Origin of the sequence: Arthrobacter sp. 9V (assembly GCF_902506065.1) — a bacterium.
Lineage (GTDB): Bacteria > Actinomycetota > Actinomycetes > Actinomycetales > Micrococcaceae > Arthrobacter.
Genome location: NZ_LR732912.1, coordinates 55024 through 70260, shown reverse-complemented (window position 1 = coordinate 70260; position 15237 = coordinate 55024). Strand labels below are relative to the sequence as shown.

At 64.1% G+C, this 15237-nt stretch carries 16 protein-coding genes; 2 read left to right on the top strand and 14 right to left on the bottom strand.

Annotated features, from left to right (window positions below; all coding sequences use genetic code 11):
- Window positions 1–2: 2 nt before the first annotated feature.
- Genes BACI9J_RS00345 through BACI9J_RS00325 form a run of 5 tightly spaced genes read right to left on the bottom strand, consistent with a single transcriptional unit; the run spans window position 3 to window position 6380 of the window.
- On the bottom strand, window positions 3–2393 hold the full coding sequence (locus BACI9J_RS00345; protein WP_159732135.1) for a bifunctional salicylyl-CoA 5-hydroxylase/oxidoreductase: 2391 nt from the start codon (window positions 2391–2393) through the stop codon (window positions 3–5).
- A gap of 14 nt (window positions 2394–2407) precedes the next feature.
- Complete coding sequence (locus BACI9J_RS00340) at window positions 2408–4090, bottom strand: AMP-binding protein (protein WP_159732132.1); 1683 nt, start codon at window positions 4088–4090, stop codon at window positions 2408–2410.
- Between the two features lie 58 nt (window positions 4091–4148).
- Window positions 4149–5021 (bottom strand): acyl-CoA thioesterase, encoded by an 873-nt coding sequence (locus tag BACI9J_RS00335; RefSeq protein ID WP_159732129.1) that lies wholly within the window; start codon window positions 5019–5021, stop codon window positions 4149–4151.
- A gap of 3 nt (window positions 5022–5024) precedes the next feature.
- Window positions 5025–5507: a cupin domain-containing protein gene (locus BACI9J_RS00330; RefSeq protein WP_026541145.1), complete on the bottom strand. Its 483-nt coding sequence runs from the start codon at window positions 5505–5507 to the stop codon at window positions 5025–5027.
- 18 nt (window positions 5508–5525) lie between these two features.
- Window positions 5526–6380, bottom strand: coding sequence for a fumarylacetoacetate hydrolase family protein (locus BACI9J_RS00325; protein WP_159732126.1), 855 nt, complete (start codon window positions 6378–6380; stop codon window positions 5526–5528).
- Between the two features lie 137 nt (window positions 6381–6517).
- On the opposite strand from BACI9J_RS00325, the gene BACI9J_RS00320 reads away from it, so the two are divergent.
- Window positions 6518–6916, top strand: coding sequence for a RidA family protein (locus tag BACI9J_RS00320; protein WP_159732123.1), 399 nt, complete (start codon window positions 6518–6520; stop codon window positions 6914–6916).
- Window positions 6917–7011: 95 nt separating this feature from the next.
- Window positions 7012–7359 (top strand): iron chaperone, encoded by a 348-nt coding sequence (locus tag BACI9J_RS00315; protein WP_159732120.1) that lies wholly within the window; start codon window positions 7012–7014, stop codon window positions 7357–7359.
- Between the two features lie 11 nt (window positions 7360–7370).
- On the opposite strand, the gene BACI9J_RS00310 is transcribed toward BACI9J_RS00315, so the two are convergent.
- The 9 genes from BACI9J_RS00310 to pcaH all read right to left on the bottom strand — a co-directional run bounded on the left by BACI9J_RS00310 (window position 7371) and on the right by pcaH (window position 15187).
- Entirely contained in the window at window positions 7371–8174 is an 804-nt protein-coding gene (locus BACI9J_RS00310; RefSeq protein WP_159732117.1) for an IclR family transcriptional regulator domain-containing protein, read from the bottom strand.
- 193 nt (window positions 8175–8367) lie between these two features.
- Window positions 8368–9036, bottom strand: a complete 669-nt coding sequence (locus BACI9J_RS00305) for a 3-oxoacid CoA-transferase subunit B (protein ID WP_159732114.1) — start codon at window positions 9034–9036, stop codon at window positions 8368–8370.
- A gap of 2 nt (window positions 9037–9038) precedes the next feature.
- Window positions 9039–9725: a 3-oxoacid CoA-transferase subunit A gene (locus BACI9J_RS00300; RefSeq protein WP_159732111.1), complete on the bottom strand. Its 687-nt coding sequence runs from the start codon at window positions 9723–9725 to the stop codon at window positions 9039–9041.
- Between the two features lie 13 nt (window positions 9726–9738).
- Window positions 9739–10953, bottom strand: coding sequence for a thiolase family protein (locus tag BACI9J_RS00295; protein WP_159732108.1), 1215 nt, complete (start codon window positions 10951–10953; stop codon window positions 9739–9741).
- 79 nt (window positions 10954–11032) lie between these two features.
- Window positions 11033–11476, bottom strand: coding sequence for a 4-carboxymuconolactone decarboxylase (gene pcaC, locus BACI9J_RS00290; protein WP_159732105.1), 444 nt, complete (start codon window positions 11474–11476; stop codon window positions 11033–11035).
- Window positions 11473–12276, bottom strand: a complete 804-nt coding sequence (locus BACI9J_RS00285; RefSeq protein WP_159732102.1) for an alpha/beta fold hydrolase — start codon at window positions 12274–12276, stop codon at window positions 11473–11475. The genes pcaC and BACI9J_RS00285 overlap by 4 nt, the downstream gene beginning before the upstream one ends.
- Window positions 12269–13690 (bottom strand): lyase family protein, encoded by a 1422-nt coding sequence (locus BACI9J_RS00280; protein ID WP_159732099.1) that lies wholly within the window; start codon window positions 13688–13690, stop codon window positions 12269–12271. The genes BACI9J_RS00285 and BACI9J_RS00280 overlap by 8 nt, the downstream gene beginning before the upstream one ends.
- Complete coding sequence (gene pcaG, locus BACI9J_RS00275) at window positions 13687–14301, bottom strand: protocatechuate 3,4-dioxygenase subunit alpha (RefSeq protein ID WP_159732096.1); 615 nt, start codon at window positions 14299–14301, stop codon at window positions 13687–13689. The genes BACI9J_RS00280 and pcaG overlap by 4 nt, the downstream gene beginning before the upstream one ends.
- A 4-nt stretch (window positions 14302–14305) precedes the next feature.
- Window positions 14306–15187 (bottom strand): protocatechuate 3,4-dioxygenase subunit beta, encoded by an 882-nt coding sequence (pcaH, locus tag BACI9J_RS00270; RefSeq protein WP_159732093.1) that lies wholly within the window; start codon window positions 15185–15187, stop codon window positions 14306–14308.
- Window positions 15188–15237: the final 50 nt, after the last annotated feature.

Sequence of the window (15237 nt, the reverse complement as noted above, 5' to 3'; positions counted from 1 at the left end):
GGCTACTTCACCAAAACCGATGCCGTGGCGGACTCGGGCGTCCAGCGCAGGTGGGTGTTGGATTCCTGGATGTCCGCCTCCTTGAGCAGGGACAGCCGCGGACGGACGGCGTCAGTGCGCGAGCTCGGTGGCTTGCGCCGGCCGGCGCGGAACTGCGGGATCCAGTCAGCGCCGGGCCCCTGGTATTCCTGTTCGGCGGCAGCATGCAGCGTCCACTGGGGATCGTAGAGGTGAGTGCGGCCCAGAGCGATAAGGTCTGCACGCCCGGCGAGGAGGATCGAGTTCACGTCGTCGTAGGTGGAGATGGCGCCGACGGCGATCACGGCCACGCCTGCCGGTGCGGCAACTTCCTGACGAATACGGTCGGCGAACGGCGTCTGGTAGCTGCGGCCGAAGGCGGGCTTCTCTTCCTTGGCAACCTGTCCGGTGGAAACGTCCAGGCCGGCAGCGCCGTGCTCAACAAAGGCGCGGGCGATTTCCACAGAGTCATCCGACGTGTTGCCACCCTCGATCCAGTCCGTGGCGGAGATGCGCACCGTCACCGGCTTGCCGACAGGCCAGGCCGCGCGGACGGCGTCGAACACTTCCAACGGGAACCGCAGCCGGTTCTCCAAGCTGCCACCGTATTCGTCCGTCCGTTTGTTGGACACCGGCGAGAGGAAGGAGGACAGGAGGTAGCCGTGGGCGGCGTGGATTTCCAGGAGGTCGAAACCTGCCTGGTCGGCACGGACTGCGGAAGCGACGAACTCGGCCTTGATGGCATCCATGCCCGCGCGGTCCAGCTCCACAGGCGTCTGGTTCTGCGGGCTGTACGGCAGCGCCGAAGGGCCGACGGCGGTCCAGTTGCCGGACTCGAGTGGCTGGTCGATGCCTTCCCACATGAGCTTCGTGGAGCCCTTGCGGCCGGAGTGACCCAGCTGGGCACCGATCTTGGCGGTGGAACGGCCGTGAACAAAGTCCACGATTTCTTTCCAGCTGTCACGCTGCTCGTCGGTGTAGAGGCCGCTGCAGCCGGGAGTGATGCGGCCTTCTGCGGAAACGCAGACCATTTCGGTCATCACCAGGCCCGCACCGCCAAGGGCCTTGGAACCGAGGTGGACCTTGTGGAAGTCGCCCGGAATACCGTCCGTGGCTGAGTACATGTCCATCGGGGAGACAACAATCCGGTTCTTCAGCTCCAACCCGCCAATGCGGAACGGCTGGAACATGGCCGGGGCCACCTCTGTCAGTCCCTGGGATTGCGCAAAGTCGCGGTCCACGGCGTCGGCGAACTCGGGATCGCGCAGGCGCAAGTTTTCCTGGGTGATGCGGCGGCTGCGGGTGAGCAGGTTGAATGCGAACTGGGTGGGGTCCTGGTCCTTGTACTGTCCGATCCGCTCGAACCATTCAAGGGATGCCTGGGCCGCGCGCTGTGTGGACGCCACCACGGGCCGGCGCTCGGTTTCGTAGGCTTCCAGCGCGGCTTCGATGTCCGCGTGCTCGTGCAGGCAAGCGGCCAATGCCAGCGAGTCCTCCATGGCCAGCTTGGTTCCGGAGCCGATGGAGAAGTGCGCTGTGTGGGCAGCGTCGCCCAGCAGCACCACGTTGTTGTGACGCCAGCTCTCGTTGCGGACCGTGGTGAAGTTGATCCACTTGGAGTTGTTGGTGAGTACCTCGTAGCCGTTCAGTTCCTCGGCGAAGATCTCCCGGATCTTGGCAATCGCCTTCTCATCCGAGACACCGGGAGGGAAGACGTCGTTGGCGGTCTCATCGAAGCCGGCAGCGTGCCACACGTCCTGGTGCATTTCCACGATGAACGTGGAGCCCTCGTCCGAGTACGGGTAACCGTGGATCTGCATGACGCCCCACTCGGTTTCCTTGACGAAGAACTTGAAGGCCTCAAACACCTGGTTGGTTCCGAGCCACATGAACTTGTTGGTCCGCGGATCCAGGTTCGGCTTGAAGGAGTCAGCGTACTTGGCGCGGATCTGCGAGTTGATGCCGTCCGCGGCCAACACGAGATCGTAGTTGGCTTCGAGTTCCTCGACGGCCGGGGCAAGCGTGCTGAAGCGCACGTCCACGTTCAGTTCGATGCAACGGCGCTGCAGCAGCTCCAGCAATTCCTTGCGGCTCATGGCGGCGAAGCCCTGGCCGCCCACCGTGATCATCTGGTCGCGGAAGTGGATGTCGATGTCGGACCAGCGGGCGAAACGGCGGCTCATGTATTCAGCCACCACCGGGTCAGCATTGCCGATGCCACCGAGCGTCTCATCGGAAAACACGACGCCGAAGCCAAAGGTGTCGCTGGCAGCGTTACGCTCCCAGAGGGTGATGTCGTGCGACGGGTCCAGTTGCTTCATCAGTGCTGCGAAGTACAGGCCGCCGGGGCCGCCTCCAACGATTGCGATCTTCATGGTGTTGCTCCTTCTCAGGCCTGGCTCTGGCCGGCGGGGGTAAGTTGTTCGGTCTGGCTCGCGTTCGCCTTCATGAGGCCGTCGCGGAGCTTGAAATGTTGGAGTTTCCCGCTGGGATTGCGCGGAAGTTCGTTGACGAAGCGCACGTCCCGGGGGTATTTGTACGGGGCGATGGTCTGCTTCACGAAGTCCTGGATTTCCTTGCGTTTGGTGGCATCGCCGGTGACGCCTTCGCGCAGCACGACGAACGCGCAGACGATGCTGCCGCGCTCTTCGTCCGGAATCCCGATGACTGCGTTCTCCACCACATCCGGGTGCTGGTCGATGGCCGTTTCAACCTCGGGTGCGCCGATGTTGTAGCCGGAAGAGACAATCATGTTGTCCGAGCGGGCCTGGTAGGTGAAGTACCCGTCAGCATCCATGGAGAACGTATCGCCGGTGACGTTCCAGCCGCGGACCACATAGTTTGCCTGCCTGGCATCATCCAGATAACGGCATCCGGTGGGGCCGATAACGGCCAGCCGGCCAATGTTTCCAGGGCCGAGCTCGTTGCCATCATTGTCCAGGATGGTGGCGCGGAAACCCGGCACCGCTCGACCAGTGGTTCCGGGGCGGATGTCATCCCCTGCCGCGGAAATAAAGACGTGCAGCATCTCTGTGGCACCGATTCCGTTGACCAGGCGCAAACCAGTGGCTGCCTGAACGGCTTCCCATGTTTCCTTGGAAAGGTGCTCGCCCGCGGAAACTGCCATGCGCAGGCCGCGGAGCAGGTCTCCCCTGTTTTCCTTGAGGATGGCCCGGTAGGCGGTGGGTGCCGTGAAAAGGATGGTGGCCCCGGCCCTGGAAGCGTGCTCGGCCAGTTCAACCGGTCCGGCCTTTTCCGTGAGGAGCGAGGACGCGCCGAACCGGAGCGGGAAGACCACCAGGCCACCCAGCCCGAAGGTGAACGCCAACGGCGGGGAACCCGCGAACACGTCATCGGCGGTAGGCTGCAGAATGTACCGTGCAAAGGTGTCTGCGTTGGCCAGGATGTCCCGATGGAAATGCATGGTCACCTTCGGCACGCCGGTGGTGCCCGACGTCGGGCCCAGCAGGGCAACGTCGTCAGCGGCGGTGTCCACAGCCGTGAACTTGCCACTCTTGTGCCCGCAGCGCGAGGCGAGGTCGCCGTCGTCGTCGAATCCGTTGCCGGCCCCGTACGTCAGGACGGTGACCTCATCACCGGCGGCCACCAAGAGTTCGTCCACGAACCGGTGGTCCGAGATAGCCACTACCGGCTTGGTGAGGCCGATCAGGGTGGCCACCTCCGTGGAGCGCAGCATGGGCATGGTGGTGACCACCACGGCGCCGGCCTTCAGCACACCAAGCCAGGCGGCCACGATCCAGGGGTTGTTGGGCCCGCGCAGCAACACGCGGTTGCCGGGCACGACGCCGAGGTCTTCGGTAAGGACCTGGGCCACCTGGTTGGAACGCTGCTGGAGCTGACCATAGGTCCACACAGAGCCGTCGGGTGTCCACAGGGCGGGGCGGTCAGCGCCGAACTGTTCAACAGCGTCGTCGATCAGCACGGCAGCAGCATTGAGCCGCTCGGGGTAATGGAGTTCAGGGAGGGTGAATTCAAGCGCAGGCCAGGTATCGGCGGGCGGCAGGTGGTCGCGGGTGAACGTGTCCACGTGGGCCGATGGCATCATGCTCATGGCCGTTCCTTTCAGTGGTGCGTCGTTGAAGCTGATGGTTGGGAGGTACAAAAGCTGTTCAGGCGCCGGCACGGATCATGCCCTCTTGGGCCACCGTGGCGAGCAGCCTTCCTTGCCGATCAAAGAAGCGGCCCATGGCGAGGCCCCTGTTGCTTTGGCCGGAGATGGCATCCTGGGCGTACAGCACCCAGTCGTCGGCGCGACCGTCGCGGTGGAACCACATGGAGTGGTCCAGGCTGGCGGTGGCGAGTCCCGGGCTGGACCAGTTGAGGCCGTTCACCCGGAGCAGTGGCTCCAAAATCGTGTAATCGCAGACGTAAGCCAACGCCGTGCGGTGGATGTCGGCGTCGTCAGGCAGGGCATCGAAAGCCTTGACCCAAATGGCCTGCTGCGGAACCGAGCCACCTTCCAGTTCGATATATACCGGACCGGGAATATGGCGCATATCGAAGCTTCGGCCCGCAGACCAGTACTCCGCTGCTTTGCCGTCCACGCCATCCAGTGCTTCCGCCGCTGACCTCAGCGATTCAGGCTCGACGGCGGCAGGAGCCTCGGGCTGGAAGTCCGGTCCGTTCTCGGGAACCTGAAAGGAACCCATCGCGGCATATACAGGCTTTCCGTTCTGGAAGCCCCGGACCGTGCGGGTGGAGTACCCGCGACCATCCCGCAAGCGCTCCACTTCGTAGCGGACACTGGAACCGATATCCACAGGGCGCATGAAGTAGCTGTGCATCGAGTGCAGAGTCCTGTCAGCATCAACGGACCGCATCATTGCGGCCGCAGCCTGTGCCACCATGTCTCCACCGTAAGCCTTGGGCCACGGCACGTACTGGGTGGTTGCTTCATAGGCTTCGTCGAAGACCTGCGGCTCTGTTTCCGTCAGTTCGACAGCCCGAAGGAAGGTCTCTGAGGTGAGGGTTCCAGTGATCATGGTTTAGGCCCGGCGGTAGTCGGCGAGGGTTTCGTCGGCCACGTCCTCGAGGTTGACCACGAGGTTCTCCGGCGTGCGCGCGGTGAGCCAGACGAGTTCCTCGGTGACGGACATGTTGGCCTCAACGTGCGGCATGAACGGCGGCACGAAAACCCAGTCGCCGGCCTTCATATCCAGGAACTCGGAGTAGTTCTCGCCGAAGTAGATCCGGCCGTGCCCCCGGAGTACGTAGCCGCCTGTTTCGGCCTCGCCGTGGTGGTGCGGGAGGGAGCGGTACCCGGGGGTGTTGGACACCTGGCCGAACCAGATCTTGGTTGCCGGGGTGTGCTGGATGCTCACACCGGAGACGCGGATGCAGTCGCCGGACTGGGCCGTGTTGGTGTCTTCCGCGCCGGCACGGGTGACGACGGGGACAACCTTGCCGTCCGCCTGGGCGTAGATGGAGTTGTCGCCTTCGAGGACGTATTCGGTGGTGCTCTGGCTCATGGGGGTTCTCCTTTGTTGTTAGACGGTTGCTGCAGCGTGCGCGTGGATCCTGAACCGGTTTTCCAGCCGGCCGATCCCGTCGATTTCGGTGGTCAGGACGTCGCCATCCTTGAGGAAGCGCGGCGGGGTCATTCCCATGCCCACTCCGCCGGGCGTTCCCGTGAGGACGAGGTCGCCGGGGCGCAGGACGGTGAATTGCGAAATGTAGGACAGCAGTTGCGCGGGGCCGAACACCAGGGTGCTGGTGTTTCCCTGCTGCACAAGCTCGCCGTTGACGTAGCCGCGGACCTCGAAGTCTTCCCCGGCTTCATCCGCGGTGACCATGACCGGACCTACAGGGGTGCTGCGGTCCCAGGCTTTGCCTTGGAACCACTGCAGCGTCCGGCTCTGCCAGTCACGCATGGAGACGTCGTTGGCAACCGTGTACCCGGCAATCGCCTCACGGGCCTGGTCTTCATCCGCCCGGTACAGCTCGGAACCCACGACGACGGCCAGCTCGGCTTCCCAGTCGACGCGGACGCTGCCGTGGACTTCCACAGCGTCGTCCGCACCCATCAGGGTGTCCGCATACTTGGCGAACAGCGTGGGGTACTCCGGCAGCTCCCGGCCCATCTCCTGAATGTGGTCACCGTAGTTCAGGCCGCAGCAGATCACCTTGCCGGCGCGGGGAAGGAGTGGTGCAAGATCGGCATCAGCTGCTCCGATGATCTGCTGTTCCTTGGATGCGGCTGCTCCTTCCACCACAGCGCGCCAGTCCGGCCGGGCCAACAGGTCACCGACGTCCAGTGCGGGCAGCGTGAGGTAAGAGTCGGCGCCCGTGGCGAGTGCCGCCGTCGTACTTCCTCCGGCCGTGCGCAAGGTGGCTAGTTTCATTACGGTGATCCCTTCGAGATTTTGTGATGTGTCGACTTTTTTACGATCGTCACATATGCTCAACGTAGCACGGCGGAAATGATCTGCACAGAGGCTTCCCAAAAGTTTTTGCAGTTGCCACAACGAGGAGGAACAGCATGAGCCACACAACGATCAACCCGGAATCGCTGCCCAAACCATCAGGGTTCGCACACGGAATCCTGGCCGGCAACACCGTTTTCCTCGGCGGGCAGACGGCCCTGGACAAGAACATGAAGATCGTCCCCGGCGGGATCGTGGAGCAGTTCACGCAAGCCTTCTCCAACGTGATCACCACGCTGCGCGAGGCCGGCGGACAGCCCGAAGACCTGGTCAACGTCACTATCTACCTCACGGACGTGGACGACTACATGGCCAACGGCCGCGAAATCGGACGGATCTGGCGCGAAATGGCCGGCTCGCAGTACCCCGCCATGGCCGGAATCGGCGTCACGCGCCTGTGGCAGAAAGAGGCCCTGATCGAAATCCAGGGCATCGCGGTGATCCCGGAGCGCTAAACACTCTGGAGTTTTTGTACAGCTAATGCCCCTTAGAAGCGGGTTTAGGGGCATTTGATGTACAAAAAATCCCGACTTGGGCGCAGGATTGGGCAATGGGAACCGTCACCGAATATCTGGAAAGCGTCTCTGCCGGCAATCGCGGCATTCTTGAGCGGATTGTGGGGATCGCCCGCGAGCTCGCGCCGGACGCCGAAGAAGGCGTCAGCTACGGCATGCCTGCGCTGCTGGTTGATGGCAAGGGCCTGGTGAGCGTGCTCGAAACCAAGAAGCATCTGGCGCTGTACCCATTCAGCGGGCAGATCCTGCCGGAAATGTCGGAGGAGCTTGGCGGTTACTCGTGGTCTCCGGGGACGCTGCGCTTTTCTGCGGACAACCCCGTGCCGGACTCCATGGTGCGCCGGATCTTGGAGACGCGGCTGGCGGCAATCCGGAGGAAGTAGTTTTCGCCAAGCTAATGCTTGGCTGAAACGTCCTGCGAGATGGCGTGGGCAGTTGCCACCACTTCGGCACGCACTGAATCCAGGTACTTCGCCGGATCCGGCTGGGCAGCCACCGCCTGGGCCTGCAGGGACACGTTGATGGCCGCCACGTTGTCGCCATTGTTGTGATTCCACACCGGCGCTGCGATGGACATCAGACCGATTTCCAGCTCCTGGTCGAGCAGGCACCAGCCTTGCGCACGGACCTGCTCGACGGCGGCCCTCAAGTCGGAGGCGCTGGCGACGGTCCGCGGGGTAAGGGCTGTCAGTTCGGCCTTGGCCAGGTAGTTTTCCAGCTTGGCCTGGGGCAATCCGGCGAGCAAGACGCGGCCCATGGACGTTGCATAAGCCGGGAAGCGCGTGCCAACGGTGATGCCCACGTTCATGATGCGTTTGGTGGCCACCCTGGCAACGTAGAAAATGTCCGGCCCATCCAGCACTGCGGCGGAGGTGGACTCCCCCAGCTTCAGGCTCAGCTGTTCCAAGTGCGGCTGTGCCAGCTGGGGCAAAGACAACGCCGACAAATACGAGTAACCGAGCTGCAGCACCTTGGCAGTGAGCGCGAACGTCTTGCCATCCGTACGGACGTAGCCCAGCTCCACCAAGGTGTGCAGGAAACGGCGGGCAGTTGCGCGCGTCAGGTCCGTGCGGGCCGCCACTTCGCTGAGGGTCATCACCGGGTTGTTCGCGTCGAACGCCCGGATCACCGACAGCCCACGCGCCAGCGACTGCACATACTGGTCGCTGGCTTGCGGGGTAACTGCGGAGTCGGTCATGGATACCAATCCTAGATTGCGTTGCCGGGCCGGACGTTGCGAGGCCTACTCTGCGCCCTCAACACGGGACCAACCACGCAAAGCGGGCCCCACAACGCGAAGGCCGGACGTTGCGAGGCCTACTCTGCGCCCTCAACACGGGACCAACCACGCAAAGCGGGCCCCACAACGCGGAGGCCGGACGTTGCGGGGCCTACTCTGCTTTCTTCAGGGGCAGGGGTACCAGTTCCTGGATTTCGTCGAAGGTGCAGCCGAAGGTTTCGCGCACGGTGACGCCGTCGGGTCCTGTCAGGAAGACAGCCTTGTCCGTGTACACCCGAGTCACGCAGCCGACGCCGGTGAGCGGGTAGGTGCACTGCTCCACCAGCTTGGACACGCCCTCGCGCGTCAGCAAAGTCATCATCACAAACACGTCCTTGGCGCCTGTGGCCAGGTCCATGGCCCCACCGACGGCGGGGATCGCGTCCGGTGCGCCGGTGTGCCAGTTGGCGAGGTCACCCGTTGCGGAAACCTGGAAGGCGCCGAGAACGCAGATGTCCAGGTGTCCGCCGCGCATGATTGCGAATGAGTCGGCGTGATGGAAGTACGAGGCCCCGGGAAGTTCGGTGACGGGGATCTTGCCGGCGTTGATTAAGTCACCATCGACGTCATCCCCAACAGCGGCCGGGCCCATGCCGAGCATCCCGTTCTCCGTGTGGAGGGTGATGTTCTGCTCCTCGGTGAGGTAGTTGGACACGAGTGTCGGCTGGCCGATGCCCAGGTTCACGAAGGATCCGGGGACGATGTCGCGGGCCACCAGTTGGGCGAGTTCGTCGCGGCCCAGCGGCTTTTCGGAGGTCTGGATGCTTGTTTGGGTGCTCATGATCAGGCCACCTTTTCCTTAGTTCCGGCAGAATCGACGCGGACCACGCTGTTGACGTAAATCCCGGGGGTCACCACGTTCTCCGGGTCCAGGGAACCGGTAGGCACAATCTCCGAGACCTGCACAATAGTGTGCTTGGCCGCAGCAGCCATGATCGGGCCGAAGTTCCGTGCGGTCTTGCGGTAGATGAGGTTGCCCTTGCCATCGGCCTTGAGTGCCTTGATCAGCGCGACGTCTGCGTGGATCGGAGTCTCGAACACCTGCCATTTCCCGTCCAGCAACCGGGTTTCCTTACCTTCAGCCAAGGTGGTGCCGTATCCGGTGGGCGTGAAGAACCCGCCGATTCCGGCGCCGGCAGCCCGGATGCGTTCGGCCAGGTTGCCCTGCGGAACCAACTCCAGTTCGATCTCGCCAGCGTGGAACTTGGCATCGAAGTGCCATGAATCGGACTGCCGCGGGAAGGAACAAATCATCTTGCGGACCCGGCCTTCCTTGATCAGCAGCGCGAGGCCCTGGTCGCCCTGGCCGGCGTTGTTGTTCACCACGGTCAGGTCCTTGGCGCCGCAGTCCATGAGGGCGTCGATCAGTTCGAACGGCTGCCCGGCGTTGCCGAAGCCGCCGATCATCACGGTGGAGCCGTCCTTGATGCCGGCGACAGCCTCGCCAACAGTGTCAATAAAATTCAGCATGATCCAACCCTTCTTATGCCGACGCGCCGGCAGTGACGTTCTCCAACACAACGGCCAAACCCTGTCCAACACCGATGCAGATTGCCGCAACGCCCCAACGCTGCCCGGACGCCTGCAGGGAACGGGCGAGCGTACCAAGGATGCGGGTACCCGAAGCGCCCAGCGGGTGGCCCATCGCGATTGCGCCACCGTGCCGGTTCACAATGGACGGGTCAATCCCCCACGCGTCGACGCACGCCAGCGATTGCGCGGCAAACGCCTCGTTAAGTTCGACGGCGCCAACTTGGTCCCAGCCGATGCCCGCCTTCGCGAGGGCCTTGTTCGCGGCCTCCACCGGAGCGAACCCGAAGAACTGGGGGTCATTGCCATGCGCACCACGGCCGGCGATGCGGGCCAACGGCTCCATGCCCAGCAGCCCAGAAGCAGCCTCCGAGCCGATCCACGCCGCCGAAGCACCGTCAGATAATGGCGAGGCATTCCCGGCGGTGACCGTACCGCCGTCGGGCCCGTCAGACTCAGGACGGAACACCGTCTTCAAACCGCCCAGCTTCTCCGCCGATGAGCCGGCACGGATGCCCTCGTCGCGGACCAGATCCGTGCCCGGAACCTGCGTCACCAAAGAATCGTAGAAGCCTTCGTTCCACGCAGCATCAGCCAGGTTGTGCGAATCAGCCGCAAAAGCGTCCTGCCGCTCCCGGGTGATGCCGTACTTCTCCCGCAACCGTTCGGTGGCTTCGCCTAAGGAGATGGTCCAGTCCTTGTTCATGGCAGGGTTCACCAAACGCCAACCCAACGTGGTGGACGCGAGCGTCATGTCACCGGCCGGGTAGGGCTTGGAAGTCTTCGGCAGGACCCACGGTGCTCGGGACATGGATTCAGCCCCGCCCACCAGCATGAGATCGGCGTCTCCGGCATTGATCTGACGGGAAGCGATAATCGCCGCATCCAAGGACGAGCCGCACAACCGGTTGACCGTGGTGCCGGGGATGGAGACGGGCAGGCCGGCGAGCAGGGTGGCCATGCGCGCGACGTTGCGGTTTTCTTCGCCGGCACCGTTTGCGTTGCCGAACACCACCTCGTCGATCCGGTCGACATCCAGGCCGGGCGCACGCTTAACGGACTCGCGCACCACGTGGGCAGCAAGGTCATCGGGACGGACGGCAGCCAGGCCGGAGCCGAACTTGCCAAAGGGCGTGCGCACGGCGTCGTACACAAAAGCCTGATTCATGGGTTTTCCTTCGTTCTCTCTACCCAACTGAGTAACAGTTCAAGCCGTTTTCAGCGTTCAGAACGACCTGAAGTGCGACTCAGTTGGGTTGGTTGGCGTCGATCTCGGCGAAGACTTTTTGGGCCGTCTTGAACGCCGAGTTGGCCGACGGCACGCTGCAATAAATTGCGGTCTGCAACAGGATCTCTTTGATCTCTCCCCTGCTCAGGCCGTTGTTGAGGGCTGCCCGGATATGCATGGCCAGCTCCTCCCAGTGACCGTGCGCCACCAGGGCCGTGAGGGTGACGGCGGACCTCATTTGCCGGCTCAGGCCCGGCCGCGTCCAGATGCCACCCCACGCGATCCTGGTGATCATGTCCTGGTAATCGTCGGTAAAGGAGTCCTTGGCAGCGTTGGCGCGGTCCACGTGGGCATCGCCCAGCACTTCGCGGCGGACCGCCATCCCGGCGTCGTAAATGTCCTGCGCGGTGGCGTCAGGCTGTACGGCGCCGTTGCGTTCGGCATCGCCGGAAACAGTACTCACAGTCCGTTCTCCTTCATGAAGTTGCGCATCAGTTCAGCCACGACGATTGGCGCCTCGGCCGGCGCGAGGTGACCCACGCCGTCGAGCGCTGCAACCTCAGCGGTACCGCCACCCGCGCGGATACCCGCGGCAACCGTTTCGGCGATCGACGGCGGTGCAACAGAATCCTCGACGCCGGCAATCAGCTGCGTGGGGACGGTGATGCTGCCGAGCTGCTCACGGACGTCGAAGGCGGCGAGGGCTTCGCAGCAGAACGCATAGCCGAAGCGATCAGCGTCCCGGAGGGCGTGCAGGAGGCGGCTGCTGATCTCCGGCTGGCGATCCATGAACCCCGGACCGAACCAGCGTTCCGCCGAGCCTTGGATCATCACGGGTGTGCCCAGTTTGCGGACCGTTTCGGCGCGCTCCAGCCAGCCTTCGGGGGTGCCCAGCTTGGCACCACTGCACTGGACGGACAGGCTGCGAAGGCGGTGGCCGTGCTTGATGCCGAGCTGCAACCCGGTGGCCCCACCGAGCGAAACACCCGCATAGTGAAAGGACGCACCCGGCGAAACAGAGTCAACAAGATCGACGACGGCGTCCGCGAGTTCCGCAACATCGAAGCCTTCCGTGACGGTTGGCGAGATGCCGTGGCCGGGGAGGTCCCAGCCGATGACGTCGTAGTCATCACCGAGGAGCGCCGCGGCTTCGGTCCAGAGAACAGTGGACGTACCCAGCGACGGACCTACCACCACGAGGGGTTTGGCTCCGAGTTCGCGCTGCGGGGAGAGCAGCACGGCTTTGACGGTTGGCTTAGCCACGAGGGGCTCCCTTCGTTGGGGTTCCTGCATAGTTGGGGTAAGCGGCGAGGATCCTGCGACTGATCTCCTGAGCCTCGCCAAGGTAGCTGGCGGGGTCCAGGAGTGCCTCAAGTTCAGCATCGGAGAGCTTGTCCGCGGGCACCGTTTCGCGCAGGAGTTTGCTGTAGATTCTGGACTGTTCCGCGGCGGGAGCCTTCAGGGTTTCGTCGACGACGCCCTGCAGCTTCTGCTTTCCGTCCTCACCGAGGAGAGGCGCGACGGCGGCCGACACACCTTCGCTGAGCAGCAGCGGTCCCGAGATCTCCAGGTTCCGACGCATCGCATCAGGGAAAACACGGAGGCCTTCGGCGAGCTCGCGAAGGTGTCCTGCAGCCCCGAGCGCCAGCGCCAGCAACTGACGCAAGGCCGGCCATTCGCTGTGCCAGGCACCGTCGGGTCGCTCATCGTTGAAGTTTGCCGCGGCAAGGTGCAGTTGCGATGCGAGACCGGGTGCCTGCAGTGCGGCACTGCGGATCAGCACTGACAGCACGGGGTTCTGTTTCTGCGGCATGGCTGAGGAAACGCCACGGCCGGCAGCCAACGGTTCGCCGAGTTCGCCCACTTCCGGGCGGCTCAGGAACAACAGGTCCGCGGCGATCTTGCCGAAAGAATCCAGCAATGCGGCCAGGACATCCCCGAGGGCAGTTACTGCCAGCCGGTTGGTGTGCCACGGGGCGGGAGCGGGTGCGAGGCCGAGCCGCGCGGCCAGGGAGTCGGCCAAGGTGAAGGGCGTGGAGCTGGTGCCCGCCGTGAGCTTGGTCCCGGAGGCCAGCGTTCCACCGGCCCCGCCAAACTGAACCGGCAACTCAAGTGACTCCAAACGCGCAGCCGCAGCCGCGACGCCCTGGAACCATTGCGCAACCCTGAGCCCGAACGTATACGGGAGTGCATGCTGCGTCAGGCTCCTGCCCACGCACAGCGTGTCCGCATGCTGCCCCGCCAAGGTGGCCAGCGCCGTCGTCGTGCCTTTAACCTCTGCCAGCAACGAAGAAACGGTGCGGTTGGCCACGAGCATGAGGGCGGAGTCGAGGACGTCCTGGCTGGTCAGCGAGGCGTGGACCGCTGTAGCGGCGCCAAGGCCGGAGGTATCCAACTCCCGGACGCGGGCGCGCAAGTCACCCAGCAGCGGAATCACCGGGTTTCCGCCGGCTTGTCCACGTTCGGCCAGGGAGGCCGCATCATAGGAGTCGGCGTCGGCGGCTTCGGCCACCACAGCGGCGGATCCGGCGGGTGCTAGTCCCGCCTCCTCGAGAACGGCAGCCCAGGAGGCTTCGACGTGGAGGATTGCCGCGATCACGGCACGGTCACCGGTCAGCTTTGCCACAGCGGGCGATGCCGAGACCGGGCTGAGGAGGCCGAAGTCGCCGTCGGTCATGCCTGGTTTTCCCTTGCTGAGTGGTCCGCGTTGACGCTTGTTTCCAGCGAACCGTCCCGCTGGAAGTCCAGGAAGACAGTTTCATCGCCGCCCTGGAGGCGGATGTCCCACGTGAGGCCGCCGTCGGGGTCACGGCGGGCAATGAGCGTCTTGCGGCGCTCAGGATCCAGCGAGCTCAGCAGGGGATCCTTGGCCAGCGCTTCCTCGTTCTCCGGCAGGTACACGCGGGTGAAGAGGCGGTTCATGAGGCCGCGGGCGAAGACGGCCACGGAGATGAACGCCGCTGCGCCGGGAGCCGTGGGGCCGGGGTTGACCGTGGTGAATGTGTACACGCCGGAGTTGCCCACGGAGCTGCGGCCCCAACCGGTGAACGTGTAGCCGTCGCGGACCAGGGAGCCGGTGCGCTGGACGATGTTGCCGTCGGAATCCGGCTGCCAAATCTCCAGGATGGCATCCGGAATGGTGCTGCCGGAGCCGTCGTAGACCGTGCCTTGGAGACGGATGCTTCCCGGACTGCCCGGTGCGAGGAGTTCGTTGTCCTTAGCGAACGGGAGCGCGTAGCCATAGAACGGGCCTACGGTTTGGCCCGGTGTGGGTGTCAGCTTGCTCATGTGCCTACTCCTCGTCCCCGGCGTCGCCGTATGCTTCGTTTTCCGTCCAGGTCCGCTTGGAACCGGTGAGGATGATGTCCCACTTGTAGCCGAGCGCCCATTCGGGGCTGGTGAGCTCGTGATCGTACTCTGCCACCAGACGGTCGCGGGCGTCCTGGTCCACGATCGACTGGTAGATGGGGTCCAGCGGGAACAGCTGATCCCCCGGGAAGTACATCTGGGTGACGATCCGCTGCGTGAACTCCGAGCCGAACATGGAGAAGTGGATGTGGGCCGGACGCCAGGCGTTCAGGTGGTTCTTCCACGGGTACGCGCCTGGTTTGATGGTGGTGAAGCTGTACGAGCCGTCATCGCCGGTGATGCAACGCCCGACGCCGGTGAAGTTGGGGTCCAGCGGGGCGGGGTGCTGATCGCGCTTGTGGATGTAGCGTCCGGCGGCGTTGGCCTGCCAGATTTCCACGAGTTGGCCGGCAACAGGCCTGCCGTCGCCATCAAGGACGCGGCCTGCAACGATTATGCGCTCACCTTGGGGTTCGCCGTTGTGCTGGATGGTCAGGTCCGACTCCAGCGCGTGAACATCCTGGTGACCGAACGCCGGCGAGTAGAGCTCAATGGTCTCCGGGTCCGCGTGGTGCAGGCTCTTGGTGGGGTGCCGGAGGATGCTGCTGCGGTACGGCGCATAGTCCAACCGCGGCATGGTCTCCGGTCCGCGGCCGTTCTTCAGTGCCTCCGCGTAGCGATCCCCGATGCCCTTCATCTCAGCGCTGAGATCCGCTTGGGTTTCCACCTTTTTGGGGGCAGCCTGCGCGGCATGCGCGGCATGTGGCTCAGCGGGCGGCACGAGTTCCTCAGATTCGAGCGCCTGTGCTGTCTGTTCGTGTGGCACGGCCGGCTCCTTTCGGTTGACGGTTCTTGTTGGTTTGCGGGGCGGCAGTG